General features: G+C 61.5%; 21 protein-coding genes. 8 read left to right on the top strand and 13 right to left on the bottom strand.

The annotated features are described in order from the left end of the window. Window positions 1-9: 9 nt before the first annotated feature. From ACR3XE_RS00195 to ACR3XE_RS00215, 5 genes are read right to left on the bottom strand one after another with little or no spacing between them, the layout of a single operon-like run. Window positions 10-2,079: a 3-hydroxyacyl-CoA dehydrogenase NAD-binding domain-containing protein gene (locus ACR3XE_RS00195; RefSeq protein ID WP_486185819.1), complete on the bottom strand. Its 2,070-nt coding sequence runs from the start codon at window positions 2,077-2,079 to the stop codon at window positions 10-12. A 10-nt stretch (window positions 2,080-2,089) separates the two neighbouring features. Beyond that, window positions 2,090-2,917: a mycofactocin-coupled SDR family oxidoreductase gene (locus tag ACR3XE_RS00200; protein ID WP_473699558.1), complete on the bottom strand. Its 828-nt coding sequence runs from the start codon at window positions 2,915-2,917 to the stop codon at window positions 2,090-2,092. Next, window positions 2,914-3,723, bottom strand: coding sequence for an SDR family NAD(P)-dependent oxidoreductase (locus tag ACR3XE_RS00205; protein ID WP_473699557.1), 810 nt, complete (start codon window positions 3,721-3,723; stop codon window positions 2,914-2,916). The genes ACR3XE_RS00200 and ACR3XE_RS00205 overlap by 4 nt, the downstream gene beginning before the upstream one ends. Then, on the bottom strand, window positions 3,704-5,257 hold the full coding sequence (locus ACR3XE_RS00210; protein ID WP_486185820.1) for a long-chain-fatty-acid--CoA ligase: 1,554 nt from the start codon (window positions 5,255-5,257) through the stop codon (window positions 3,704-3,706). The genes ACR3XE_RS00205 and ACR3XE_RS00210 overlap by 20 nt, the downstream gene beginning before the upstream one ends. A gap of 9 nt (window positions 5,258-5,266) precedes the next feature. Beyond that, window positions 5,267-6,385 (bottom strand): CaiB/BaiF CoA transferase family protein, encoded by a 1,119-nt coding sequence (locus ACR3XE_RS00215; RefSeq protein ID WP_486185821.1) that lies wholly within the window; start codon window positions 6,383-6,385, stop codon window positions 5,267-5,269. Window positions 6,386-6,488: 103 nt separating this feature from the next. On the opposite strand from ACR3XE_RS00215, the gene ACR3XE_RS00220 reads away from it, so the two are divergent. Beyond that, on the top strand, window positions 6,489-8,846 hold the full coding sequence (locus ACR3XE_RS00220) for a TonB-dependent receptor (RefSeq protein ID WP_473699553.1): 2,358 nt from the start codon (window positions 6,489-6,491) through the stop codon (window positions 8,844-8,846). 115 nt (window positions 8,847-8,961) lie between these two features. After that, on the top strand, window positions 8,962-9,606 hold the full coding sequence (locus tag ACR3XE_RS00225) for a TetR/AcrR family transcriptional regulator (RefSeq protein ID WP_473699552.1): 645 nt from the start codon (window positions 8,962-8,964) through the stop codon (window positions 9,604-9,606). Here ACR3XE_RS00225 and ACR3XE_RS00230 read toward each other — a convergent pair. The 7 genes from ACR3XE_RS00230 to ACR3XE_RS00260 all read right to left on the bottom strand — a co-directional run bounded on the left by ACR3XE_RS00230 (window position 9,576) and on the right by ACR3XE_RS00260 (window position 16,213). Next, window positions 9,576-11,141 (bottom strand): AMP-binding protein, encoded by a 1,566-nt coding sequence (locus ACR3XE_RS00230; RefSeq protein ID WP_473699551.1) that lies wholly within the window; start codon window positions 11,139-11,141, stop codon window positions 9,576-9,578. The two genes, ACR3XE_RS00225 and ACR3XE_RS00230, sit on opposite strands and share 31 nt — an antisense overlap. 9 nt (window positions 11,142-11,150) lie before the next feature. Continuing rightward, window positions 11,151-12,317: an acyl-CoA dehydrogenase family protein gene (locus ACR3XE_RS00235; RefSeq protein WP_473699550.1), complete on the bottom strand. Its 1,167-nt coding sequence runs from the start codon at window positions 12,315-12,317 to the stop codon at window positions 11,151-11,153. Between the two features lie 84 nt (window positions 12,318-12,401). Continuing rightward, window positions 12,402-13,274 carry an SDR family NAD(P)-dependent oxidoreductase gene (locus ACR3XE_RS00240; protein WP_473699549.1) on the bottom strand — a complete coding sequence of 291 codons (873 nt, stop codon included), beginning with the start codon at window positions 13,272-13,274 and terminating at the stop codon, window positions 12,402-12,404. Further along, a complete protein-coding gene (locus ACR3XE_RS00245; RefSeq protein WP_473699548.1) occupies window positions 13,271-13,972 on the bottom strand; it encodes a 2-oxo acid dehydrogenase subunit E2 in 702 nt (233 codons plus the stop codon). Before ACR3XE_RS00245 ends, ACR3XE_RS00240 begins: the two co-directional genes overlap by 4 nt. Continuing rightward, entirely contained in the window at window positions 13,969-14,211 is a 243-nt protein-coding gene (locus tag ACR3XE_RS00250) for a biotin/lipoyl-containing protein (protein WP_473699547.1), read from the bottom strand. The genes ACR3XE_RS00245 and ACR3XE_RS00250 overlap by 4 nt, the downstream gene beginning before the upstream one ends. Next, entirely contained in the window at window positions 14,208-15,227 is a 1,020-nt protein-coding gene (locus tag ACR3XE_RS00255; protein WP_473699546.1) for an alpha-ketoacid dehydrogenase subunit beta, read from the bottom strand. Before ACR3XE_RS00255 ends, ACR3XE_RS00250 begins: the two co-directional genes overlap by 4 nt. Next, window positions 15,224-16,213: a thiamine pyrophosphate-dependent dehydrogenase E1 component subunit alpha gene (locus ACR3XE_RS00260; RefSeq protein ID WP_473699545.1), complete on the bottom strand. Its 990-nt coding sequence runs from the start codon at window positions 16,211-16,213 to the stop codon at window positions 15,224-15,226. Before ACR3XE_RS00260 ends, ACR3XE_RS00255 begins: the two co-directional genes overlap by 4 nt. A 151-nt stretch (window positions 16,214-16,364) precedes the next feature. Here ACR3XE_RS00260 and ACR3XE_RS00265 point away from each other — a divergent pair, with 151 nt between their 5' ends. The 6 genes from ACR3XE_RS00265 (at window position 16,365) to ACR3XE_RS00290 (ending at window position 23,890) form a co-directional block, all read left to right on the top strand. After that, complete coding sequence (locus ACR3XE_RS00265; protein WP_473699544.1) at window positions 16,365-17,882, top strand: acyl-CoA dehydrogenase family protein; 1,518 nt, start codon at window positions 16,365-16,367, stop codon at window positions 17,880-17,882. Beyond that, a complete protein-coding gene (locus ACR3XE_RS00270) occupies window positions 17,879-18,334 on the top strand; it encodes a MaoC family dehydratase (protein ID WP_473699543.1) in 456 nt (151 codons plus the stop codon). The genes ACR3XE_RS00265 and ACR3XE_RS00270 overlap by 4 nt, the downstream gene beginning before the upstream one ends. Beyond that, window positions 18,331-19,164 (top strand): HpcH/HpaI aldolase/citrate lyase family protein, encoded by an 834-nt coding sequence (locus tag ACR3XE_RS00275; RefSeq protein ID WP_473699542.1) that lies wholly within the window; start codon window positions 18,331-18,333, stop codon window positions 19,162-19,164. Before ACR3XE_RS00270 ends, ACR3XE_RS00275 begins: the two co-directional genes overlap by 4 nt. Continuing rightward, entirely contained in the window at window positions 19,161-20,405 is a 1,245-nt protein-coding gene (locus ACR3XE_RS00280) for an acetyl-CoA hydrolase/transferase family protein (RefSeq protein ID WP_473699541.1), read from the top strand. Before ACR3XE_RS00275 ends, ACR3XE_RS00280 begins: the two co-directional genes overlap by 4 nt. Further along, window positions 20,402-21,736 carry an MFS transporter gene (locus tag ACR3XE_RS00285; RefSeq protein WP_473699540.1) on the top strand — a complete coding sequence of 445 codons (1,335 nt, stop codon included), beginning with the start codon at window positions 20,402-20,404 and terminating at the stop codon, window positions 21,734-21,736. Before ACR3XE_RS00280 ends, ACR3XE_RS00285 begins: the two co-directional genes overlap by 4 nt. 987 nt (window positions 21,737-22,723) lie before the next feature. Further along, entirely contained in the window at window positions 22,724-23,890 is a 1,167-nt protein-coding gene (locus ACR3XE_RS00290) for an MlaA family lipoprotein (protein WP_473699539.1), read from the top strand. 70 nt (window positions 23,891-23,960) lie between these two features. Here ACR3XE_RS00290 and ACR3XE_RS00295 read toward each other — a convergent pair whose 3' ends face one another. After that, complete coding sequence (locus ACR3XE_RS00295; RefSeq protein ID WP_473699538.1) at window positions 23,961-24,536, bottom strand: VOC family protein; 576 nt, start codon at window positions 24,534-24,536, stop codon at window positions 23,961-23,963. Window positions 24,537-24,550: the final 14 nt, after the last annotated feature.

Here is a 24,550-nt window from a genome sequence, read left to right on the forward strand (position 1 = left end):
AACGTCTCCTTAATAACCGGCTTCGGCCCAGCCGCGACCCGTCGCAGCGAGATCTTTCAAAAGAGCGGAAGGCTGCCAGCGCGGGCCAAGGTCGGCGCCGAGCCGCTCAGCCATGGCCACCACGCGACCCATCCCTACTTGTTCGGCCCAATGCATCGGGCCGCCGCGAAAGGCGGGGAAGCCGTAGCCGTTAATCCAGGCCACATCGATGTCGCCCGCTCGCAGGGCGATGCCTTCCTCGAGCTCGCGCGCGCCTTCGTTGACGATAGGCAGGAACAGCCGTTCGCGAATTTCAACATCGTCGAAACGGCGCTGTTGGACACCGAGTTCGCGCGCCGTATCGTTGATGATGGCGATTGCCTGAGGGTCGGGCACCCGTTTGCGATTCTCGTAGCGATAGAAGCCCGCACCGCTCTTCTGGCCGAGCCGTCCAGCCTGGACCATCCTTTCAATTAGGGGAGAGAGGCGTTCTTCCGGCGGCAAGCTCTTGGCACGCACTTCGCGCACCAGCGCCGCGACATCAAGGCCTGCCATGTCGCGCATCGCGACCGGACCCATCGGCATGCCGAATTCCTCGGCCACGCGGTCGATCTGTTCTGGTCGGGCGCCCTGTTCCATCAGGAACTCAGCCTGACCGGTGTAGAATTGCAGCGAGCGGTTGGCGACAAATCCGTCGCAATTGCCCGCCACCACGCCGACTTTGCCGATACGGCGGACCAGCGCCATGCCGCTCGCCACCGCATCGGCCGTGCTGGCTTTACCCCGAACGACCTCGACCAGCTTCATAATGTGCGCGGGCGAGAAGAAATGCAGTCCGATTACCGAACCCGGGCGCGCCGTAGCCGCTGCCATGCGGTCAATGTCGAGTGAGCTCGTATTGCTGGCGAGGATCGCATGCGGGGGCAGAACTTCGTCGAGCTGCGCGAAAACCGCTTCCTTCAGCTCCATCTTTTCGGGCACGGCTTCGATTGCGAGATCGCACTTCGCGAACCGGCCGTAATCGGTGGCGCTTGTGATCCGGGTCTGCGCCGCGCGGCATTCCTCGGTGCTCATGATGCCGCGCTTGCGCGTGCCTTCGTAAATCGCGGCGATGCGCCCGCGGGCTTTTTCGATCGAGCCTGCATCGCGATCGACTAGTTCGACAGAGATGCCCTTGTCGGCGAGTGCGATCGCAATACCACTGCCCATCAGGCCCGCGCCGACTATTCCGACCCGATTAATGTCTTGCGCCTCGCCATCCGGTAGCTTGGCGGCGGCCCGCTCGGCGAAGAAGGCGTGGGACAGCGCGTTGTTCTCCGGGCCGCCTTTCAGTTCATCGAATTTTGCTCGTTCGAAGGCGAGACCTTCCTCACCCTCCAACCGACAGGCCGCTTCGATACATTCGATGATCCGCTGGGGAGCCTTCGCACCGCGCTTGGCGGCCTTGGCTCGCACGGCCTCGAAGTTCGCTGGGTCGACCTCTTTTATCACGTCCGTCCTTTCGAGGATCGGTTGCGGAATTTCGTCCGCGTCCTGCCGTGCCCGCAAGAACTCGACCGTCGCATCCTGCGTATCCTCGACCAGCGCATCGAACACGCCGATCGACAGAGCCTCTTGCGCGGAAACCTTGCGGCCCGAGACGATGATGTCGAGCGCAGTGGCGGGGCCGCACAGCCGGGTAATCCTCTGCGTTCCGCCAGCGCCGGGCAGCAGGCCTAACTTGACTTCGGGCAAGCCCGCCTCCGCATCTGGCAGCGCAACGCGGAAGGTACAGGCGAGCGCCAGCTCCAACCCACCGCCCAGCGCCGCGCCTTGGATTGCCGCAAGGCTCGGCTTGCCTGCCTGCAACGCGTCTTGAATCTCGCGCACGGTGGGGCGTTCAAGATGGCGCCCCTGCTGCATTTCCTTAATGTCGGCGCCTGCGACGAAGGTGTTTCCTGCTGCGCGTAGGATGATGCCATCCACATCAGGATTGGCATTAGCCTTGGCGATGGCATCTTGAAGCCCCTTGCGTACCACTACGCTCAGCGCGTTGACCGGAGGGTGGTCTACGGTGATGAGGGCTATCCCGTGTAGCACGCGGGAGGTTATGGGGTTCATGCGGGTGTCCTCACTTGATCAGGAAGCCAGCGTCCACGGGTAGCGCGACGCCGGTAATGAAACGGGCCTCTTGGGAGCAGAGCCAAAGGATCGCGTTGGCGACATCCTCCGCCTCGACCCACGAGATCGGCAGCAGGTTGAGCTTTGATGCAGCCTTTTCGATATCGGCGGCAGTGGGATGTTCGAGATCTGGCCGGAACAGGCGGAAGTGTTCTTCGTGTTCGATCAGCGGCGTGCGCACGGTGGTGGAACACACCGCGTTGACGCGAATCCACTTCGGCCCGAGTTCGTTGGCCAGTGATTGCATCAGGCCGATGACGCCGTGCTTGGCCGCCGAATAGTGCGAGACCCAAGGCATGCCTTTGAGGCCTGCAGCCGATGCGGTGAAAATGATGGACCCGTTTTCGGTCTCGCGCAGATACGGGATCGCGGCGCGGCAGGTGCGCCACGCGCCGGACAGGTTGACCGCGATCATCCTGTCCCACTGCTCTTCGGTCAGCTTGTCCGACGGGCCCATGCCCGCGATTCCTGCATTGGCGACTACGAAATCGAGCCGCCCGAACTGCTCGACGCCATCGGCCAGTACTTTTTCGATTGCAGCCAGATCGCGCACATCGGCATTGTGCGCGACGATCCGTCGACCGGCGCCCTCTACAGCGGCGACCGTTTCCTCGAAATCCGCGGGAACGCTGGCGGGAGAATCTGGCGCTACCTTTCCGCACACGTCCAGGGCGATGATGTCCGCGCCGTCCCGTGCGAACGCGATTGCGGCGGCGCGGCCCTGTCCCCGTGCGGCGCCAGTGACGAAGGCGACCTTACCGACGAAGCGCCTGTTCATAATGGTCCGCGCTCCGGTTCCCAGGCGTGGATCCCGGGGCCGATATGCGCGCCGCCATCGATCTGGAGCAACTGGCCGGAGATCAGCCTGCCGCCGTCACTGGCGAGGAAGCCGACCAGTTCGGCGATCTCAGCAGTCTCGGTGGCTCGGCCGAGCGGCACGGCGTCCATGCGTGCCAGAATGCGCTCCCGCGCGTCTGGATCGAGGTTCTCGGTCAGCACGATACCGGGGCCGATGCAGTTGAGGCGGATGCCGTCGCCCGCCCATTCAAGCGCGAGCGTGCGGGTAAGACCGAGGACGCCCGCGCGTGCGGCAACGCCGTGCGATGCGCCCATGATGCCCCGGTCGGTTCCGGTGAGCGAGATGCTGACAACCGCTCCGCGCCGCTTCGCCAAATGGGGGCGCGCGGCCAAGGTAATCGAAAATACTGCCGAAAGGTTGAGGTCGATTACCGAATCCCAGCCACGCCGCGAAATCTTGATTGCGGGCGCGTAAAACTGCCCCCCTGCATTATTCACCAGCAGGTCGAGTCCATGATCGCCTGCTGCTGTTTCGACCAGCTTGCCGACCGCATCGACATCGCGCACATCGCATACCACGGGCTCGTAGGAGCCCGGCAGTTTTTTTGCCTGATCTCCAGTCTCCTGAAGCGTTTCGATCGTCCGGCCTGCGCTGGTGACATGCGCACCGAGCCCGATCAGGCGCAGCGCAATCGCACGACCAATCCCGCTGCCTGCGCCGGTGACGAGGCAGCGCGCACCTTCCAGCAATCCGGGGCGCAGCGTATCAAGCGATCCTGCGGTCATGCCCACTCCAGTAATTTTCGCGCAGCACGCGCTTCAGGATCTTTCCCGAGGCGTTGCGTGGCATTTCTTCGATAAAATCGACGGATTTCGGGCACTTGTACCCGGCGATGTGGTCGCGCACCCACGCGATCAGCTCTTCGGCGGAGGGGCGCTCGCCCCTAGTTGTGACAACAGCCTTGATAGCTTCACCCCACCTCTCGTCGGGCACGCCGATCACCGCCACTGCATCGACTGCCGGATGGGCGGCGAGCGTGTTTTCGACCTCGATCGGATAGACGTTCTCGCCCCCCGTCACGATCATGTCCTTGATCCGGTCGGTGAGGAACAGGTAGCCGTCTTCGTCAATGTACCCGGCATCGCCGGTGCGCAGCCATCCGTCCTCGGTAACAGTCTCTGCGGTTTCTTCGGGTTTGCGCCAGTACCCTTCCATCATCCCCGGGCTCTTTCCCCATACCTCGCCGACCTCGCCCCGGAGACGTTCGGCACCGGTCTCGGGATCGACGACCCGCACTTCCCCCCATGGCACGGGGGTTCCGGCAGAGCGCAGGCGGTCGCGGCGGGGGCCATCGAGGACGTGGTCTTCGGAGCGCAGGATAGTGAGTGTTCCGTTGACTTCGGTCAGGCCGTAGCCCTGCACCAGGCCGCAATCTAGCGCTTCGAGCGCTCGCGCGAGGACCGGTTCGGTAATCGGGGCCGCGCCATACAAAACTGTGCGCAAGGCTGAGAGATCGCGTGAAGGGCCGGCTTCGAGCGCGACAATCACCTGCTCAAGCATGATCGGCGCGAGCATCGCATTCGTAACCTTGTGCGAAGCCATCAGGTCCGCGACCTCGGCAGGATCGAAATCCCCCACCAACACATCGTGCCCGCCCTGCGACATGGCGAGCAGGCCCCACAGGGCGCCGGCCGTGTGGAAGGTGGGCATGCACACCAAGCTTACGCTGTCGGGGCTGAAGTTCCATGCTTCGGCTGCACCAGGAAAAATCGCACCGAGGCTGCCATGGGTGAAGGCGACGCCTTTGGCACTGCCCGTCGTGCCCGAGGTGTAGCAGATCATGCATATGTCTTCGGAACGCGAAACCATCGGCAAATCGCCATCCGCCTGTACCGCGAGGCGGACGGCGTATCCGGCGGGGGTCGTATCGTTCAGATCTATCGCAAGCGGCGCGTCCGGCAGCCCATCCAATGCCTCAGTCAGCAACGCCATTTCCGCGTCCGATCCCAGCGCCACCCGGGGGGAGCAGTCTTTCAGCTGCGCAGCGAGCTCGCCCGCACTCAGCCGCCAGTTCATCCCGACGGAGATTGCCCCCAACTTCGCGACCGCGAAGATAATTTCGAAATGCTCCGTCCGGTTGCGGCCAAGAAACGCTACTCGGTCTCCCTTAGTGACGCCCTCGGCGGCCAGCGCGCGGGCGAGCCGATTGCTATTACGGTCTAAATCCCGGTAGGTGGATGTCTTGCCATCGAAAGTGAGGGCAGGTCGGTCGGAGGCGTTTGCCCCGAAATGGCGGAGAATTGTATCAATTGTGTCCATGCCGCGGTCCTAGCTCCAGAATTGCCCGGCCCGGACTGCCTGGCTATCGGCATCGAGCGAAGGCGAAGGGGCGAGACGACCTACGCCCGGCAGCGGAGGACGGATCCACCCGTCGTCATGTTTTAGCGAGCGCTCGGCCACCCATGAACTTGCGAAAGCCTCTGCCGGAGTCGCGACCGGATCGGCCGGGACGCCCGCCTGCTCCAGCAGCGCGATCCAGGCGTCCATGGAGCGCGTAGCGAAAGCTCGGGACAGGGCATTCGCTAATTGCGTACCATTGTCGCGCCTCTGCCGCCAATCCCAGTCGGGCGCGCCCTCGGGCAACTCGTGCCCGTCGATTGTCAGAGCATCCGTTAATGCCCGCCACAGGCGCGGCTCGATCGCACCGATTGCGATTCGGCGCCGATCCTTGGTCGGGTAAATGTCGTTCGCGGGCTCAAGGAAGCGAGTCCACGCCTGATCGTCGTCCCTGTCCTCGGCTGCCACACGCCATGCCATCCAGTGCAGCATGACTTCCTGCATCGCGATTTCCAGGTGCCTCCCTTGCCCGGTTCGCGATCGCTGGAAGAGCGCAGCGAGAATTCCCTGTACCGCCATGGCTGCGCCGCCGAAATCGGCCACCGGCATGGCGGGCCGCGTCGATGCCATTCCCTGACCCGACCATGTAGTTGCCGCTCCCAAAGCACCTGAACCAGCGAGGAAATTCAGATCATGCGCCGGAGAAGCCTCACGCGATCCACGACCGAAGCCCGTGATCGAGCAGTAAATCAGCGCGGGGTTGATCGCCAGTACCCTGGCCGGCTCTATACCGAGCCGGTCTGCTACTCCGGGGCGAAAGTTCTCGATCAGGACGTCGGCCCTCCCTGCGAGTCCGAGTAACGCATTGCGTCCATCGTCCGTCTTCAAATCGAAAACGACCGAGCGCTTGCCACGATTATAACTGTCGAAGAATGCCCCGTCATAGAGGTGGCGGCCTGGGTCTCCGGCCGGGGGCTCGACCTTTACGACGTCTGCGCCAAGCCACGCCAGATGCAGGGCACAAACCGGCCCGGGAAGCAACATTCCAAGGTCTAAGACCCGAACGCCCTTCAAAGGCGCGTCTATATTTTCGGAGGATCTTTCGTTCATATCCTACTGGGTAGTATGTTGCTGCATGTGCCGTCAAGCCTCTTGACCAGTCGTGATAACTGAGACATACTACTCAGTAGGTTAATCGTTGTGGGTATCGATCATGACGCCGAAACCGATTTGGGAGAGCAAGAAAATGCGTACACGTAACATACCGTCACTGCTGGCAATGGCTGCCGTGCTTGTACCAGCATCGGCCATCGCACAGGACGATGCCGCCGCCGAAGGCGAGCAGCCTTCAGCCGAACCCCGCCAGGTTGAACAGCTCGATACGATTATCGTTACTGCGCAGCGCCGCGAGGTCGGTCTCCAGCGGGCGCCAGTCGCAGTCAGCGCCCTTTCGGGCGAAACCCTGGCAGAAGATCGTATCCTCAGTTTCGAGGATGTGGCAAAGCGTACCACCTCGCTTTCGTTCACCGCCATTTCCGGACTCGATCAGGAATTCAATATCCGGGGTATCACCAATACCCGGCTGGATTCGCCCTCCGCCGACCAGTCGATCGGCATCTTCACCGATGATGTCTACGTCGGCCGTCCGGGCCTCTTTAATTTCGACCTCTACGATATCGAACGGGTCGAGGTTGTGCGCGGTCCGCAGGGTGTGCTGCTTGGCCGCAACGTGGCCGGCGGAGCGATCAACATCATCACCGCGAGCCCCAAGTTCACCAACGGCGGATCGCTCAGCGCGTCTTACGGCAACTACGACGATGTGCTGCTGCGCGGTCACGTGACCGGTCCGATAAGCGACAATGTCGCAGCGCGTCTTTCATTCCAGACGCACAACAATAGCGGCTACTCGCGCGACATCCTGAACAACCGCGACCTCGACGACATCCAGAGCATCCAGGCGCGTGGCCAACTGCTGTTCCAGCCGGCCGAATCGGATTTCGAAGCGCGCCTGATCGTCGATTACGTGCACGACGAATCGAACGGCATCGCACAGATCGCCATCGACGGCCCCGACGCAGGGAACGGCCCGTGGAGCGCGGCGCGCAAGGAGATCGGCCAGATTCGCGGCAAGCCGCTGACCATTCGCGAAGCTTTGCCGCAGCATCCCATCTTCAAGGGCGATGTCTCGCCCACGCCGCAGGGCCTCACCCGCGATGCGGTGAGTGTCATCGGGCAGGTGAGCAAGGGCCTCGGCGATGTCGCCGATCTGCAGGTCGTGATCGGCTATCGCGACGGCAAGGCGGACAGCCAGTACGACCAGACCGGCGTCGGCCCCGACAACGGCTACGGCGTCATTTCGCCCACCTTGTTCACCACCCCGGTCGGCGAGTCGGAAGACGCGACGCAGTTCAGCCAGGAAATCCGCCTCGTCTCGCAGCCCAGCGACAGCGGGTTCGAATGGATCGTGGGTGGCTATCACCAGCGCGACGATGTGACCAAGATCGACCATTTCTGGGGTGAGGTGCCGCTCGCCGCGCTCGACCTCATCTCGGGCGAGTCGCTCTGGAACAATGATGCGACCTCCGAATCCTGGGCGGTCTTCGGCCAGGTCGGTTACCAGTTCAACCCACTGTTCAAGGCGGTTGCGGGGCTGCGTTACTCGCACGACAAGAAATCCGGCATCGTCACCGGCACTGCCGTGGAGACCGGGGACCGGTTCAACCCCGGCGGCACCGTGCCGCTTACCCCGCTGGGCGCAGGCCTCGCGGAAGGCGAGTCCTTCACCGCCAGCTACTCGGACAGCTGGGGCAAGCTGACGCCGCAATTCACGCTGGAATTCACCCCTAGCGAGCAGGTGATGTTCTACGCGAGCTACGCCACCGGCTATAAGGGCGGCGGGTTCGAGGACACGCCCGCCAATGCCGTCGCCGCCGCGATCAGCTACGATCCGGAAACGGTCAACAACTACGAACTTGGCGCGAAGCTGGAGTTCATGAACCGGCGCGCGCGCCTCAACCTCGCCGTGTTCCAGATGGACTACAACGATCTGCAGGTCACCCAGACCGACAGCAACTGCCTGTGCAGCGTGACCGACAATGCGGCGGACGCCCGCATTCGCGGGGTTGAGCTTGAAGGGCAGGTGATCCCGTTCAACGGCCTCGAGCTGTTCGGCAGCCTGACACTGCTCAACACCAAGTACCTGGAGTTCACCGACTCGCTGGGGAACGACAATACGGGCAAGTTCCTGCAACGCACGCCCAAGTACCAGTTCAACGTCGGCTTCCAGTACACGGTGCCGGTAGGCGACAACGACGAGCTGAAGTTCCGCACCAACTACACGGGCAAGGGGAAGACCTACTGGTTCCCGACCAATGCGCAGTTCGAAGATCCCTACGGCCTGCTCGATGCGCGGCTTTCCTACACCTTCGACAACCGGTGGACCGCGGCCCTCTGGGCACGAAACCTGACCGACGCGGAGTATCGCGTGAACGTGAACTACGCGCTCAAAGACGAGGTCTCCCGCTTCGGCGCACCGCGCACCTACGGGGCAGAAATCGCCTTCAAGTTCTGATCCTGCGATACGGGCCGACGTCCTCCCATCGGGTGGATGTCGGCTCACCGACCTTTAGTCTGCTGGAAACGGGCGTTAAGAGGGTGTCAGGGGAAGCGATCAGAATGGGATGTATATGTCAGGGCCGGTAAAAAAGGACCGTGCGACGCGGGCAAGGCCTAATCGCAACGAGGAAGGCCGGCTGGAAATCCTTGCCGCGGCGACCGACGCGTTCATGCGCCTTGGCTATGCCCGCGCTTCGATAGATGAGATAGCCGACCAAATGGGGGCGACCAAGGGCCGGATTTATCACTACTATCGTAGTAAGGCGGATATCCTCATGGATATTCACCGTCAGGTGCTGGACATGATGTTTGCGCAGGTTTCGGCGGAGCGCCAAGCTGCGAGCGACCCTATCGACGCGCTGCGCAGGATGGCGCGTCGTCACGCCTTGATCGTGATGGAAAATCTGGCATTCACACGTGTCACGCTGCTTTCCACGACAGACCTGTTCGTAAACGAGAAGCAGCAGGATTTTATGGTCGAGATTTCGAAGGTCCGTCGCAGTTACGAAACTCTCTTCGTCGATGCGCTGCGTCAGGGAATGGATGAGGGGACCATTCGCCAGAACGACCCCAAACTTCTCGCCAAGCCGCTGCTTGGGTCGCTCAACTGGACGACCATGTGGTATGTCGACCGGCCCGAGACGACTGATGAGGATCGATCCGCCATTGCGGATACGATTGTCAATTACGTAGTTGGCGGTGTACTGGCCAAATAGGACCCTGCCATCTCGCGCAGTACATCCTTACGCACTTTCGTTGCATTCGCACTGACCGTGACCGGGATATCCGCGTCGAGCACAACCCGTTCGGGCACTTTGTAACTCGCCAGCCTGCTCCGCACGAAGCTGCGCAGGTCGTCCTCCGACATGGCGCTTCCGGCTTCCGTCCTGACGAAGGCGACGGCAACGTCGCCGCGTTCGAGGTCTTGCGCGCCTACGACATGCGCCTCTGCCACAGCAGGGTGATCGCACAGCGATGCCTCGATCTCAGCGGGGTCGACCAGAGTGCCGCGCAGTCTCAGCGCATCGCCCATACGGGCGATGAATCGAAAGCCCTCCTCGGTCCGCTCACCAAGGTCGCCCGTCCTTAGCCAGCCATCCTCGGTGCGTAACTGCGCGCTCGCCAGGTCATCGCCAAAAAAGCCTGCCGTCACCGTGGACCCGCGCAGCTGGATCTCGCCTCGCTCGCCCGGCGCCGCGATCGCGCCCGATTGCGGATCGATCAGCCGTGCCTGCGTCGCCTCGTCGAGTAGCGGGCCGCCGGCATTTCGCCGGTCTTCGAGCGGCGCATCGGGCCCGCAGCCTGCGACGAAGGCCAGCCCTTCGGACGAGCCATAGGCCTGCGCCGCTCGCAAGCCCGATCCGCCGCACGGCTCGACTGCGGCTATGACATCAGTGGGATCGCGGCCTGTAAATGCGCCGAAATAGCAGGTCGTCCAGTTCGGGAGTACGCCTCTGGCGAGCTTCTCCGACTGAACGATCGCCAGCACCAGATTGTCGCCGCCGTGGACGTGAGCGACCTTCAGCCGATCGAGCGAAGTCGCGGCCTCGTCTGCATCGAACACCGGCATCAGGACCGCCGTGCCACCAGTCATAAGCGTCGCCAGCGTGATTCCGAGGCCCCATATGCCGCACATTGGCAGCGCGCACAGCACCGGGTCACCCGCGGAGATGGCAAAGCGTTCGGCGGCGGCGGTAAAGCGGATTACGAGTCCCGACTGGGTGTGGCTCGCGAATTTCGGCTCCCCGGTCGAACCGCTGGTTGCAAGCAGGTTGAGCAAGCGGTCGCCGAGATCGTCAGCTACGTGTGCGGTCTCCCCGGCGGGAGGATCGATGGCCGTGGAATTGAGTGCCAATGTTTCTGTCGGCATTGATCCTTCGGACATCTCGGCCAGAATCCCGCCAAAGTCGATGTCCTGGAACTCGCTTGGATGGATCACTAGCGAAGGTTCGGTCCGCTTGAGCAGATGGGTGATCTCGGTTGCGCGCCAGCGCGTGTTGACTGGCGCTACGATCAGCCCGCAGCGCGCAGCGGCAAGCTCAAGGATCGGCCACGCGGCGACATTGGGCAGCCAGACCCCGATCCGCGCTCCCGGTTTTAGCCCCTTGCCGGCGAGCCAACCTGCCCAGCGCTCCACCGCATCCAGCAGGCGGCCATAGGATACGTATTGGTCACCCTGCGGATGCGTCACGATCAGAGCGGCGCGCTCGGGATCGTGACGCGCGATTCTCTCGATTAGCGTGCCTGTCATCGTTTAACCTTAGTAGGAACGTGGCAATCCGACGACTTGCTGCGCGATATAATTTAACGCCATTTCCTGACTGATGGGGGCAATGCGCATCAGACGTGCTTCCCTGAAATAGCGTTCGACGTCATATTCGCTCGCGTAGCCCAGCCCGCCGAGGGTCTGGACGGCCCGGTCCGCGGCGAAAAACGCCGCGTCGGCGCACAGCAGCTTCGCCATGTTCGCCTCCGCACCGCACGGATCACCGCGATCATAAAGCCATGCGGCCTTGCGCGCCAGCAGCTCAGCGGCCTGGAGGTTGGCATAGGCCTGCGCCAGCGGATGCTGGATGGCCTGGTTTGCGCCGATGGGGCGTTCGAAAACAACGCGTTCGTTTGCGTACTGAACCGCGCGGCGTAGAGCGGCATAGCCGATGCCGAGCGACTCATGTGCCAACAGGATACGCTCGGGATTGAGCCCGTCGAGCAGGTAGCGGAAGCCTTTACCCTCATCCCCGATGCGGGCGGATTCGGGCACTTCAAGATCGTCGATAAACACTTCGGTCGAGGCGACCGCGTTGCGGCCCATCTTGTCGATCGGGCGGATCGCCATCTTCTTTCGGTCGATATCGATCAGGAAAAGAGTGATCCCGTCGGTGGGCTTGGTGCATTCCTCGCGCGGGGACGTGCGCGTGACGAGGATCATCTTCTCGGAATCAAGCGCCTTGGTGATCCAAATCTTGCGCCCGTTGATAACGTAGCCATTTTCTGTCCGCTTAGCGAAAGTGCGGATTCGGGTCGTGTCGGTCCCGGCATCGGCCTCAGTCACCGCGAAGCAGACGTGGCAATCGCCGCTGGCGACGCGGGGAAGGAGCGACTGACGCAGTTCTTCCGAACCATGCTTGGCCACCACGTTCACACCGAAGATGCTGAGGTGCATCGGGCTGCACCCGTTCATGGCCGCACCCGAAGCAGCGACTTCCTGCAACAGCAGCGATGCCTCGGTAATTCCGAGCCCGCTGCCGCCATATTCCTCCGGAATAGCGATGCCAAGCCAGCCGTTCTCGGCAAAGGCATTGTAGAATTCCCACGGGAATTCGTGCTTGCTGTCACGCTCGCGCCAGTATGCATCGTCGAAAGTATTGGCGAGGTTGCGAACCGCCTGCTGTACTTCTTGCTGGGTTTCATTGAGCTCGAAATTCATGCGTTTCCATCCATGTTCGTAGCCGGAAGCTACCCGGCAGTTTGTACTAGATCGCGCGTCAGCCGTGCCGCCGCCATTCGGTGCTCAGTCGCTGAACATGGCGTTGAGCGTGTCCGGGTCGAGCGGCGTGCCCGGTTCAATGGTGCTGCCATCAAGGACCGCATTCCAGTAGTCGTCGAGCTGTTCGCACGGCTTCAGGTGTACACCCGGCGCGATGGCAATATGCGCGCTGGTGAACCAGCCTCCGCCCGCCACCAGGATCGCGCCCGTCACGTCTAGATCGTCCGACGCCAGCTTGACGATGGCGGGCGTGACAAGGTCGGGCGACAGTTTCTCGCCGAGGCCGGGGGGCAGGGTGTGCGCCGACATCGGCGTGGTCGCGATTGGGGCGAGGCTGTTCACGAGGATGCCGTAACGTTTGCCCTCGATCGCCAGTACATTAGCCAGCCCGATGATGCCCATCTTGGCCGCCGCGTAGGATGCTTGCGAGAAATTGCCCCACAGACCGGACGGCGAGGTGACGAGGACTACGCGCCCGTGGCCGCGTTCCTTCATATGCGGCCATGCCGCATGGCAAAGGTTATGCGTACCGTTTAGATGCACATCGATCACCGGGTCCCAGTGACTCTCGTCCGACTTTGCATAGGACTTGTTCCGCTCGATTCCGGCGTTGGAAATCAGGATGTCGACTGACCCGAAGTGGTCGATCGCTGTCTGGACGATTGACTGTCCGCCTTGCGCAGTTGCCACGCTGTCGATGTTGGCGACGGCATCGCCGCCAGATTCGAGTATTTCCTCGACAACGGATTCAGCCGTCCATTTGCCTGTTTGATCTCTGCCGATGTCGTTGACGATAATCTTGGCCCCCTGTGCGGCGAGGCCAAGCGCGTAGCTGCGGCCCAGGCCTTGTCCCGCACCGGTGACGATCGCGACGCGTCCTTTGAGCTTGCCCGTCATTCGCCAGGGCCTTTGATGCCAGTGTCTTCGATAATGGCACGCAGCGCGCCGAGGTAGCGGGCTGCCGCAAGCCCATCGACGACGCGATGGTCGCAGGCGAGCGTCAGATACATCGTGGGCCGCGCGACCACTTCGCCGTCGATCACCACCGGGCGGTCCGCCAGCGAACCGATGAACAGCAGTGCACTCTGCCCCCGGTTTATGGTCGGGAAGCCGGTGTCGACGCCAAAAGCGCCGAGGTTGGAAATGGTCATCACCGCGCCTTCGAAGGCCTCGGAGCCGAGACGACGCCTGTCGGCAGCCTTTCGCAGTGCGACGATGGAAGAGGAGATGTCTTTCAGCGAGAGTGATCCGGCGTCACGCAGCACCGGCGTCATCAACCCGTGTTCGGTCGCAATTGCAACGGATACCGAAATGTCAGCGGGCCGCTCGATCTTGCCATCGATGAATACGCCGTTGAGCGCAGGCTCCTTGCCCAACGCTTCGACCGCAGCATGGACCACCAGGTCATTGATCGAGATGCGGGGGGCATTCTCATCAACAGCTGCCGCTTTACGTTCGGTCCGCAAGCGTTCCTTCAGCGCAGTGGCGTCTACCTGCACAATCTCGGCGAAATGCGGGATCTCGCTCCAGCTCGCGGCCATGGCATTGGCCATCGCCTTGTGAACGCCCGTCAGGGTTTCGGCATTTGGACTCATGCAGGTTCGTCCGCCGTGGCGATGACCGTGCCCACATCGACAGTTTCGCCTTCTTGGACCACGATCTCGCGCAGGGTCCCGGCCCGGGTGGCTTCCACCTCGTTCACGGCCTTCTCGGTCTCACATTCATATAGAATATCGCCCTGTTCGAAGGTTTCTCCAACCTTTTTCATCCAAGCCGTGATGATGCCTTCTTCCATCGTCTGGCCAAGTTTGGTGAGCTTGATCTCGAACATCATAAATCCTTCGTAGGGGACGCGGCCATGACCGCTTCGACGGCTTTTACTACTGCGTTGGCATCAGGCGTCAGCAGGCCTTCAAGGTCGAGGTTCTGCGGAACGTATGAGTCTTTGCCCGCGACACGCATGGGAGCGGCTTGCAGTGAGGCAAAGGCGCGCTCAACAACCTGCGTGATCAATTCGCCCGCAAGGCCGCCAGTCACGGGGCCTTCGTGAACGACGACCAGCCGCCCGGTCTTTTCGACCGAGCGGAGCACCGTAGCGAGATCGAACGGGCGGATGCCGCGTGGGTCGATTACCTCGCAGTTAATACCTTTTTCAGCGAGCTCGTCCGCTGCCTTCATCGCGATCGTTGTCATCCGCGACCATGCGACCAGCGTTACCGCATCGCCGTCGCGCAGTTGTGCGGCGACGCCCAACGGGACGAGATACTCGCCCTCTGGTACCGGGCCGCGCCGGTTGTAGAGCGACTTGTTCTCGAGGAAAAGGACAGGATCTTCGTCCCGGATAGCGGACTTCAGCATCCCCTTCGCATCTGCCGGGGTGGCGGGCATGGCGACCTTGAGGCCGAAGCTGTGCCAGAAATACTGTGCGAGCGACTGGGAATGTTCGGGCCCGAGCCCACCGACGACGCCTTCCGGCGCACGGATCACTAGCGGCACGGACTGCCCGCCGCCGTGCATGTAGCGCCACTTGGCCGCCTTGTTGACGATCTCGTCCATCGAGATCAGCGCGAAGTCGGCATATTGCAGTTCGACTACCGGCCGCGCTCCCGCCAGCGCGGCGCCCACGCCACCGCCGACGATGAAGGCTTCGGAGATCGGGGTGTCGAACACGCGATCCTCACCGAACATTTCGGTCAGCCCCTTTGAGACGCCGAATACGCCGCCGAAGCGACCGGCATCCTGGCCCATCATGAAGACACGCTCGTCACGCTCCATCTCTTCGATCAGGGCTTCGCGAAGCGCCGCGCGATAGCTGAGCGTGCGCGTGGTATCGGTTTTCGGTTCGCTCATGCCGCACCTCCTTCAGCAAGCAGGCCTTCGTAGATACGCTCGGGGCCGGGCTTGGCTGATGTCAGCGCCTGCTCCACCGCGCTTTCCAGATTATGAGATTCTTCGTCACGGATTGCAGCGAGAGCGTCTTCATCAACGCCCATAGTCGTCAGTTTTTCGGCGACGATCTTCTGGGGGTCACGCTCCCGCATCGAGTCGAGATAGTTTTTGTCGCGATAGGTCTGCGGGTCGCCCTCGAAATGGCCGCGGAAGCGGAGCGTTTTCGCCTCGATCAGCGTCGGCCCTTCCCCCGCGCGGGCACGTTCCACCGCTTCTGCCATCGCATTATGCACCGCCTCGACATCTTGCCCGTCGACGATCCGGCTGGGCATGCCGTAGGCCTTCGCACGGTCGGCCACATCTTCCACTGAGGTCGCCTCGCGATGCGCGACGGAGACCGAATAGCCATTGTTCTCGCACAGCCAGACCATCGGAAGCTTCCAAAGCGCGGCAGCATTGGCGGCCTCGTGGAAGGTGCCGCGATTGGCCGAGCCTTCGCCGAAGATGTGTACCGAGACGCGATCGTCTTTGAGTTTGCGTGCACCAAGGGCGGCGCCTGCCGAGAGTACGAAACCTCCGCCAAGCGTGCCACTTGATCCCATGATGCCGAGCGACTGGTCGACCGCATGGACAATGCCTGCGCCGAGCCCCTTGGTCGCTCCATCCGTGCGACCAAGGAAATCGCCGAGCAAGGGAGCGACCGGCATTCCCTTGGCGAGGATCTGCGTCACGCCACGATGGCTGTAGAACAACATGTCGTCGTCGCGCAGGGCGGCGCAGGCCCCGGTGCCGATCGCTTCCTGTCCACGCCCGGAATGTAGCAGGATGCGCGCCGTGCCGTCCTCGATCAGGCGCAGCACGACCTGCTCCAACAGGATCGATCGTTGCATGATCCGGTAAGCGTGAAGCAGTTGATTTTTAGACATTCCAGCCATGCGTGCGTTCATCCTCGTCTTGCCTGCCGTCTTATAACCTTCCCGCGAAGGTGGCGCATCCACGGACTGACAATTTCATTGACCTACCGAGTAGTATGTGTAGGTAGTCGTTGTCAAGCAAGGGGCTGCACTCGGCCCTTCCTGGACGAAATTCGAGGGGAAGATGATGAATTCTAAATCGGCAATTGCGAGTACCGACCTGACGGACGACAGTGCGCTCAGGGCACGTGTCGACGCGCTTTGTACGGAGACCCTGCTGCCGATCGTGCATGCATGGCCAGAGCATGATCGCACCTGTCGTGCGCTGATCGAAGCGCTTGCACAGGAAAATCTGTTCGGCCTTGCCCTGCCTGAAGCGTATGGTGGGGCGGGGCAGCTCGACCGGTATTCGCACCTGTTGTGCCTGCTGCGCGAGCGGTTCGGATATCACGACCCGCTGATCGACACGCATTTCGCGGTCCAGGGCCTCGGCACCAGCGCGATCCTGCGGATGGGCACTGATGATCAGCATAGCCGCTACTTACCGGGGTTGACCTCGGGCAAGACGCTCTTCTCCTTTGCGCTCACCGAACCGCACAGCGGATCCGACGTGCTGGGCATGAAGACCCGCGCGCGTCGCGATGGTGACGAGTGGGTAGTCAACGGGTCCAAGATGTTCATCTCAGGCGCGCCCGACGCGGATGTCTATATCACCTTCGCGAAGACCGGTGAGGAAGGAAACAATCGCGCGATCACCGCATTCCTCGTCGAGGCCGGAACCACGGGTTTCACCGCGCGCGGCGGGATCGACCTTCAGGCCCCTCACGCGATCGGCTACCTTGATTTCGACAATTGCCGGATTTCCGACAAGCAGCGGCTTGGCGAGCCGGGCGAGGGACTCCGTGCTTCGCTGGGGACGTTGGAGATATTCCGCCCGTCTGTTGGTTCGGCCACGGTCGGGATGGCGCGACGCGCGATCGACCTCGCGCTAAACGTCACGCGTGAGCGCCACGCATTCGGCAATCCGCTCTCCGCGCTTCCCGGCATCCGCCTCAAACTGGGGCGGATGGCGGCAATCACCGCAGGCGGCGCAGCGCTGGTCGAGCGTGCGGCGACGATGTGCGATAATGGCGATCGCATCATGCTCGAAGGCGCGGCGGCCAAGGCCTATGCGACCGAAGCGGCGCTGGAGGTGATCCACGACTCGCAGCAGATCCATGGTGGGCGCGGCGTGATCGTGGGCTACGAGATCGAGGCGCTGGGCAGAGCGGCTCGCCCTACGACCATCTACGAGGGCGCTTCGGAGGTGCAGCGGACCATTATCGGTCGCGCCGAAGCAAAGCGCGCACGTGCGGGGAATCCGCGCGGGCCAAACAACCTCTCCGACACGCCCATCGGCAACCTGTTGCGCGAAACGCGTGCCACCTATGAGGCCTGGTTAAGCGAAGCGATCAAGGGGCCGGCCGACGAACCCGCCTTCCAGATGCGCCTCGCGGAAAGCGTCATGGCGCTGGAAGCGGCCGAGACCGTGGCTGATGGCGACAAGCGCGACTTGCTGGCGCTGGCTGCGGCGCGGACCCTGCTGGGCGACATCCAGCGGACGGGCCTTGCGGTTCGAACAGATGCGCTCAATGAAGCTGTCGCTGCCTGCCCGATGGCGGAAGATCAGCTCGCCCTGCGCATCGCGGAGGACATGGTATGAGCGGGCTGTGGTTCGAGGAATTCGAGGTCGGTCAACAGTTCGACCATGAGTGGCGGCGAACCGTGACCGAATATGACAACATGCTGTTTTCGAACCTGACGATGAACGTACAACCGCTGCATATCGATTTCGAGTTCGCCAAAAGCACCGAATTCGGCAAGCCACTGGTCAACTCGCTGTTCACGCTGGGCCTAATGATTGGGATGACGGTCAACGACACGACACTGGGTACCACAGTGGCCAACCTGGGCATGTCGGACGTTCGTTTTCCCAAGCCGGCCTTCCACGGCGACACGATCCGTGTGGTGACCACCGTGAAGGATAAGCGCGACAGCTCCTCTCGCCCGAAACAAGGCATCATCACTTTCCTGCACGAGGCCTACAACCAGAATGATGACTGCGTTGCGGCTTGCGAACGTGCCGCACTGATGCATCGGAAGCCTACAGAATGAGCGATGCCCCCGTCCGGTCGTTGATGTTCGCACCAGCTAACCGAGTCGAGTTTCTGGCCAAGTTCGGGGAAATACCAGCCGATGCCTTTGCAGTGGATCTAGAGGATGGCCTGCCACCGGCGGAACGGCCAGCAGTGCGCGAAAGGCTGGGCGACATCCTCGACTTGGCGCGGCGCCAGGCGCCCGTCGAGGCGCGGCTTTTTCTGCGGATCAATGCATCGGACACGGCGGACTACGCTGACGACTGCCGCGCCGTCGCCGCTTCGGCATGGGACGGCATATTGCTACCCAAAGCGGAAAGCCGGCGCGCGGTGGAAATGACCGCAGATCGCTGCAGTCTGCCGGTCATGGCCGGAATCGAATCTATCGAAGGTCTCTATGCCATCGATCCGATCTGCGCAGCGGCCAGCGCGGGGGTATTCTTCGGCGCAGAGGATTTCATCGCCGAGCTCGGTGGCGTTCGCACCCTGTCGAGCGCTGAAATCGCCTATCCCCGCGCCGCCGTAGCCATTGCCGGCCGCCGCGCCGGAGTTGAGGCGCTGGATTTTGTGACCGTAGATGTGCGCGATGATGATCGCTGCGCCGCCGACACGATCGAGGGGAAGGCGCAGGGCTATAGCGGGAAGATGTGCATTCACCCCCGACAGGTCTCGCTGGTCAATGCTGTATTCCGCCCGGACGAGGAAGCGATAGAATCCGCCCGCCGGATCATCGAAGGTCACAAGCGTGCCATGACTGAAGGCTGGGCCACCTGTGTAGTCGACGGTCGCATGATCGACGAACCACTAGTACGGCAGGCGCGTACGATCCTTGCGGCAGCCGCAGCATGAGTCGCATGGTGTCGCTCGAGCAGCTCGATTGGTCGACGCTGGTCAAGCCGGGCGAGACCGTGCTTTTCGCAGAGTGCGGCGCGGAACCGCTTTCGCTGGCCGAAAGCTTTGTCGCCCAGCGCCATTCTCTCAATGCCATTTCCGTGTTTCTCGGCATGGGGTTCGCAAGCAGCTTCACGCCAGAGCATTCCGATACGCTTCGCTTTCGAAGTTATGGTGCACTGGGGACCACCCGCAAACTAGCTGCGGCCGATAAGCTGGAGATTCTGCCGGTCAGCATGGGCAGTATCCCAGGGCTCCTGCGCGCAGGGGCGCTCCGCTTCGACGTAGTGACGATAGCGCTGCCGCCTGCGGACCGCGACGGACGTCATTCGCTCGGCCTGACCGCGCTCTATCTTCAGTCAGCCATCCGTCACGCGCGACTGGTAATTGCGGAAATTTGCGAGGATATCCCTTCGCTGCCCGGTATCTCAATCGGTTCCGAAGAGATTGACCTTGAGGTGCGAACCGATCGCGCACCTCCAGAACTTCCGTCGATAAAGGCGGATGGGGTGGCGAACGCCATCGCCAAAAATGCTGCGCCCTTCATTAGCGACGGCGCGGTGTTGCAGATTGGTGTGGGCGGCGCGCCCGAGGCCATTGCGCCCTTGCTTGCCGACCGGAAGGACATAGGCATCCATAGTGGCTTGCTGAGCCCAGGGCTCGCCAGTCTGATCGACCAGGGCATAGCAACCGGCGCGCGTAAGAACAGCAAGCGCGGCATTGCTACGATCGGATCGGTGATGGGTGACGCCACGCTGTACCGCTGGGCAAAGAACAATCGCCGCCTCGAATTGGCGGGGGTGGCGGAAACCCACCTGGGTGCAGCGCATATCGATAACTTCGTCGCAGTGAACGGCGCGCTTTCCGTGGACCTGCTGGGGCAGGTAAACGGCGAATATGCGGGCGGGCGGCGGTTGGGAGCCATCGGCGGCCAGCCCGACTTTGCCCGCGCCGCGCATCATTCGCCCGGCGGATGCAGCATCATCCTGCTCAACGCCAGTCCCGGCGATGGCAGCACGAGTGCGCTCACTGCGCGCACGCTCCCCTGCGTTACCACACCTCGAACCGATGTGGACGTTGTCGCCACGCAATTCGGCGCAGCGCACCTGACCGGGCGGACCGAGAAAGAGCGGCGCAAACTGCTGATTTCGATCGCCGATCCCCGGCACCGCGAGGCGCTTGAGAGAGGCCTGATATGACGCAAACACTGACTGATCCGCTGGCCGCAGTCGAGCCCAACGCAAAAGCTTATCCTTCCCCCGTCATTGCATGGTGGACGGTGGCTGTGCTTTTTATCGCCTATCTCGTTTCTTTCGTGGATCGCGTGCTGATCGGTTTGCTCGTCGAGCCCATCCAAGCCGACCTGAACCTGACCGACACCCAGTTCTCACTGCTGCAAGGGGCGGCCTTTGCTGTGCTATATACCGTCCTTGGCATTCCATTCGGCTGGCTGGCAGACCGCGTCTCCCGCAAATGGCTGGTCGCGACGGGTAGCGCGGTCTGGTGCACCGCCACGGTCTTCTGCGGTCTTTCCCAAACGTTTTTGCAGTTACTGGTTGCGCGGCTTGGCGTTGGGGCGGGGGAGGCAGCTCTGCCTCCATCGGCCGTCTCGCTGATCTCCGATTCCTTTACCCCCCGCCAGCGACCGCTCGCGATGAGTGTCTATACCGCGGCATCAAGCATTGGTGCCGGAGCCTCGCTGGTGCTTGGCGGTGTGGTCGTCGCGCTGGTCGCCTCTAGCTCGACTTACGATATGCCCCTCGTTGGCGAGATATCCTCGTGGAAGGCGGTTTTCATCTATTTCGGGATGGCGGGCTTCATCGTGACAATTGCCGCGATGACAATGACCGAACCTAAGCGGGAGAAACGCAAGGCTGCAGAAGCGGACGCCGATTGTTCGCTCCGAACACATATGTGGACCTATCGCTCGACCTTTCTACCTCTGCTGACCGCGATGACACTGTACGGCGTCATTGCTTACGGACTGCTGGGGTGGATCCCGGCATTCTTCATCCGAACCTACGGCATGGAAGCAAGCGCGGTTGGCGTTCAATATGGTATTGTCCTGCTGGTGTTCGGCGGGGCGGGCGGCCTCGTGGGTGCATGGGTCGCGGGGCGCATCCCCTCGCGCTGGGGCATGCCCTCGCTCGTCGTGTGTGCGGGGGCCGCCGCTCTGGTCGCCCCACTGATGTCGGTCGGGTTCGCGAGCGGCACTGCCTTCGCCGCGCTCGCATGGCTGGCGGCCGGTCTGCTTGCCTATACTGTACCTTCGGGACTGGGTATCGCAGCGTTCCAGTCCGCCATTCCGGCCAAGCACCGGGGCATGGCCGCCGCAATCTATTATCTATTGATTGGAATGGTTGGGATGACCCTCGGTCCGCTGAGCGTCGCACTGCTCTCGGACTACGTCTTCGGAGGGGATCAGCTGCGCTGGTCTCTGGTGGTGCTCGTTGCCATCTGCGCGCCCAGCGCTGCGTTACTTTTCTTCATCGCGGCGCGATCAATCGGCAAGACACCTGAACAGGCCTGACAAGCTTCCCATAGAGGTGCGCAAGTTGGCCTATCATACATCCTCAGGCCAGGAGTTTTGCAAAGTTCCCATACCCGCGGATTTTCGATCGACCGAGCATGATACTTGTGGCTTCAATCACGAATGGGTGGGCTTCATGCGGGCGCAAAGTCAGATTTATCTGAAGCATGCCGAGCTCATGACGGTAGGTGGGCTGGGTGCTGGACAGTGGCAATGTTGGCCCAACAAAAAGTTCGACGACTAAGTCGAACGTAGCCTGCAAACACCGATGCGGGGCTCAAAGCTCTCGGTTACGCAATTTCGAGATAGCTAACAGCTTAGGGTGCTGCCTTTGTAGTAACCTACCCCATTCGTTTCCCAGACTGGACCTATTATCTGGCCCATTCGGTCAACGATCGGCCGCATCGTATGATTGAGCGCAGGCTATGCGCAATAGCGATCCGGCACGTTTGCGAGCTCAAGCGCGCGGATTGTATTTCCGTCCTTCTGTGCGAGCATTTAATTCCTCAAAATTCACTCACGGCAAACGGCTATAATGCCAAAACGTCCTAAAAATGGGACTCAAACACTCTTGAAATCAGAGTCTTACAACTATTTTGGGGGCAAATCTGGAGGCAACGCTAACGGTGAATCATAAATCCAGAAGTATATCAGAAATTTAGACCGTGTGTTCTATGCCTCTAAGCGGCACCACCAGCCTGCTCGCGAAAGCGGGTCAAGGTTCGCACCACCCCCCGAAAACCTAACAAATATAGCAATGCCTTAGCTGTTCCTGCTCGCCTTCTCTCGTCTGCATTCAGGCTATTTGGCGGGACGGCTCAAAGGTCATGATGACCCGTGTAGCGGCGCAATGATTTTGCGGCCCGTGAAACCCAATTGCCCGCCACAGGCTCTAAGTCTTGCATCCAATGTGTAACCTGCTGCGTTTGAATCCCGTATCATTTGCAGCGTCTAGACCATATTCCAGTTTCAAGGGGCAGACTAAGATTGAGCGTAGAGATTTTAACAGGGGCTATCTTGCTGGCGAGTGCGCCGGTGCCCATGGAATCGCCTCCGACTGTGTCGGTGGCGCCAGAGGTGAGCGTCATTGCGCTCCACCAAATGCCGCTCCCAATCGACGGAACGGCCTTGCTATCGATCGACGAAGCCCTTGCCGCCGATCCACTTGACTCGGCAGCATCGCCCACAGCCGACGCTGCGGCTTCGTCACCCGTGGCCGCGCCGTCGCCCGATGACAGCAGCGAGACCGAAGCCGGCCCCGAAGACATGTCGGACATTATCATCGTCACGGCCAGACCCGACACGCCGGGCGACCCCATGCAGGATCTTAACGCCCAGACCTTTAAAATTGCCCAGTCGATCGACACGGCTTTGGTAGGGCCGATATCGGTCGCCTATAAGGATGCGGTGCCTCGGCCCATCCGCAAGGGATTGCATAATTTCCTCTATAATCTGGGCGAGCCGGTCGTGTTCGTCAATTTTCTGCTGCAGCTTAAAATTGGCAAAGCAGCGGAAACACTGGGACGGTTCGCGATCAATTCGACCATTGGTGTGGCCGGTATTTTTGACGTTGCAAAAGATCCGCCGATCAATCTGCCGCATCGACCGAACGGCTTTGCCTATACGATGGGTTATTATGGCATCGACACCGGCCCCTATCTATATCTGCCGCTGATCGGGCCGACGACGGTGCGCGATTTGACGGGCCGGGTGATGGACCTGATGTTTCTGCCTCTGGCAGTCGGCAAGCCTTTTAATGATATACGCTATACCCTGCCCGCCGGATCGCTGAACGCGCTCGACGACCGTATCGAGTTTGACGACAAGCTGGAGGAAATTCGCGACGCGGACGATCCCTATGCGGCGATGCGCGAATATTATCTGGAGCAACGTCAGTCCGAGATCAACGAACTGCGCGGTATCAGCCCGCATGTAATACCGCCAATGCCCAATCTGGAAAGCTCCGCTGTCGCTCCGGTGGCCCCCGTTGCCGATCCGGTCGCGGCACCCGGCGCGGACGGCACTGCGCCTGTGACCGTTGAACCTTCTGACACAGTTCAGGCCGAGACCGACCAGTCCTCAGAAACCATCAATCCTAAGGCAGCGAAGAGCGCAACAACAAAAGAAACAGGTTCGATGTCGTCCGGTCGGTGACGCCCCAGTCCTGTCCGCCGCGCAATGGTGGAGACCGGATCGTAAAGACGCGACCGATCGCGCACATTGGTCAAGCTGTCATGGCGCCGCGGATCGGCGACACGGCGGCGTTGGAGTCGTAGGCGAGAAGTTCCGCCGCAGATGCGCCGCCGCGCAACCGGGCGAGCCAATCGTCAGGATCATATTCTACACCCACCGGATTCTCGCCTATTTCTGGTCCGCTAAAATAGGCATAGGCTTCTGCCTTGGTGGGAAAGCAGTCGACGGACAATTCCAACTGATTGCCATCGGGGTCGGCGTAATAAAGCGAGGCGCTCATCCCGTGGTTGACGCACCAATAAGGTGTAATTCCAACCTCCTTTAATTCGGCATAATTTTCCAGCAGATCGGCCAGCGTGCCATATTCCCAAGCGACATGGTCGACCCCGATCATCCCGCGATCATCCTTGTCATTTTCGTCCGGCCGGATCACGCCCAGATCGGCAAAGGCAAAACGATGGTGTTCGTCATCGAATGTCAGAAAGGCGAGTGCCGGATTTTGATATTGGATGTGAGCACCAAACACCTTTTTATACCAATCCAGCATCTCCTGAAATCGCCGGGTTCGATACACGACATGCGCAAGATTAATGGGCGCCTTTGGCATTGTATTTCCTTCTC

The sequence above is a fragment of the Sphingopyxis sp. 10G20-10 genome, from assembly GCF_057365075.1.

Bases quoted from the DNA above. Each gene is read 5' to 3' on its own strand.
- ACR3XE_RS00195 (WP_486185819.1), bottom strand. From the start codon at position 2,079: ATGAACCCCATAACCTCCCGCGTGCTACACGGGATAGCCCTCATCACC.
- ACR3XE_RS00200 (WP_473699558.1), bottom strand. From the start codon at position 2,917: ATGAACAGGCGCTTCGTCGGTAAGGTCGCCTTCGTCACTGGCGCCGCA.
- ACR3XE_RS00205 (WP_473699557.1), bottom strand. From the start codon at position 3,723: ATGACCGCAGGATCGCTTGATACGCTGCGCCCCGGATTGCTGGAAGGT.
- ACR3XE_RS00210 (WP_486185820.1), bottom strand. From the start codon at position 5,257: ATGGACACAATTGATACAATTCTCCGCCATTTCGGGGCAAACGCCTCC.
- ACR3XE_RS00215 (WP_486185821.1), bottom strand. From the start codon at position 6,385: ATGAACGAAAGATCCTCCGAAAATATAGACGCGCCTTTGAAGGGCGTT.
- ACR3XE_RS00220 (WP_473699553.1), top strand. From the start codon at position 6,489: ATGACGCCGAAACCGATTTGGGAGAGCAAGAAAATGCGTACACGTAAC.
- ACR3XE_RS00225 (WP_473699552.1), top strand. From the start codon at position 8,962: ATGTCAGGGCCGGTAAAAAAGGACCGTGCGACGCGGGCAAGGCCTAAT.
- ACR3XE_RS00230 (WP_473699551.1), bottom strand. From the start codon at position 11,141: ATGACAGGCACGCTAATCGAGAGAATCGCGCGTCACGATCCCGAGCGC.
- ACR3XE_RS00235 (WP_473699550.1), bottom strand. From the start codon at position 12,317: ATGAATTTCGAGCTCAATGAAACCCAGCAAGAAGTACAGCAGGCGGTT.
- ACR3XE_RS00240 (WP_473699549.1), bottom strand. From the start codon at position 13,274: ATGACGGGCAAGCTCAAAGGACGCGTCGCGATCGTCACCGGTGCGGGA.
- ACR3XE_RS00245 (WP_473699548.1), bottom strand. From the start codon at position 13,972: ATGAGTCCAAATGCCGAAACCCTGACGGGCGTTCACAAGGCGATGGCC.
- ACR3XE_RS00250 (WP_473699547.1), bottom strand. From the start codon at position 14,211: ATGATGTTCGAGATCAAGCTCACCAAACTTGGCCAGACGATGGAAGAA.
- ACR3XE_RS00255 (WP_473699546.1), bottom strand. From the start codon at position 15,227: ATGAGCGAACCGAAAACCGATACCACGCGCACGCTCAGCTATCGCGCG.
- ACR3XE_RS00260 (WP_473699545.1), bottom strand. From the start codon at position 16,213: ATGAACGCACGCATGGCTGGAATGTCTAAAAATCAACTGCTTCACGCT.
- ACR3XE_RS00265 (WP_473699544.1), top strand. From the start codon at position 16,365: ATGATGAATTCTAAATCGGCAATTGCGAGTACCGACCTGACGGACGAC.
- ACR3XE_RS00270 (WP_473699543.1), top strand. From the start codon at position 17,879: ATGAGCGGGCTGTGGTTCGAGGAATTCGAGGTCGGTCAACAGTTCGAC.
- ACR3XE_RS00275 (WP_473699542.1), top strand. From the start codon at position 18,331: ATGAGCGATGCCCCCGTCCGGTCGTTGATGTTCGCACCAGCTAACCGA.
- ACR3XE_RS00280 (WP_473699541.1), top strand. From the start codon at position 19,161: ATGAGTCGCATGGTGTCGCTCGAGCAGCTCGATTGGTCGACGCTGGTC.
- ACR3XE_RS00285 (WP_473699540.1), top strand. From the start codon at position 20,402: ATGACGCAAACACTGACTGATCCGCTGGCCGCAGTCGAGCCCAACGCA.
- ACR3XE_RS00295 (WP_473699538.1), bottom strand. From the start codon at position 24,536: ATGCCAAAGGCGCCCATTAATCTTGCGCATGTCGTGTATCGAACCCGG.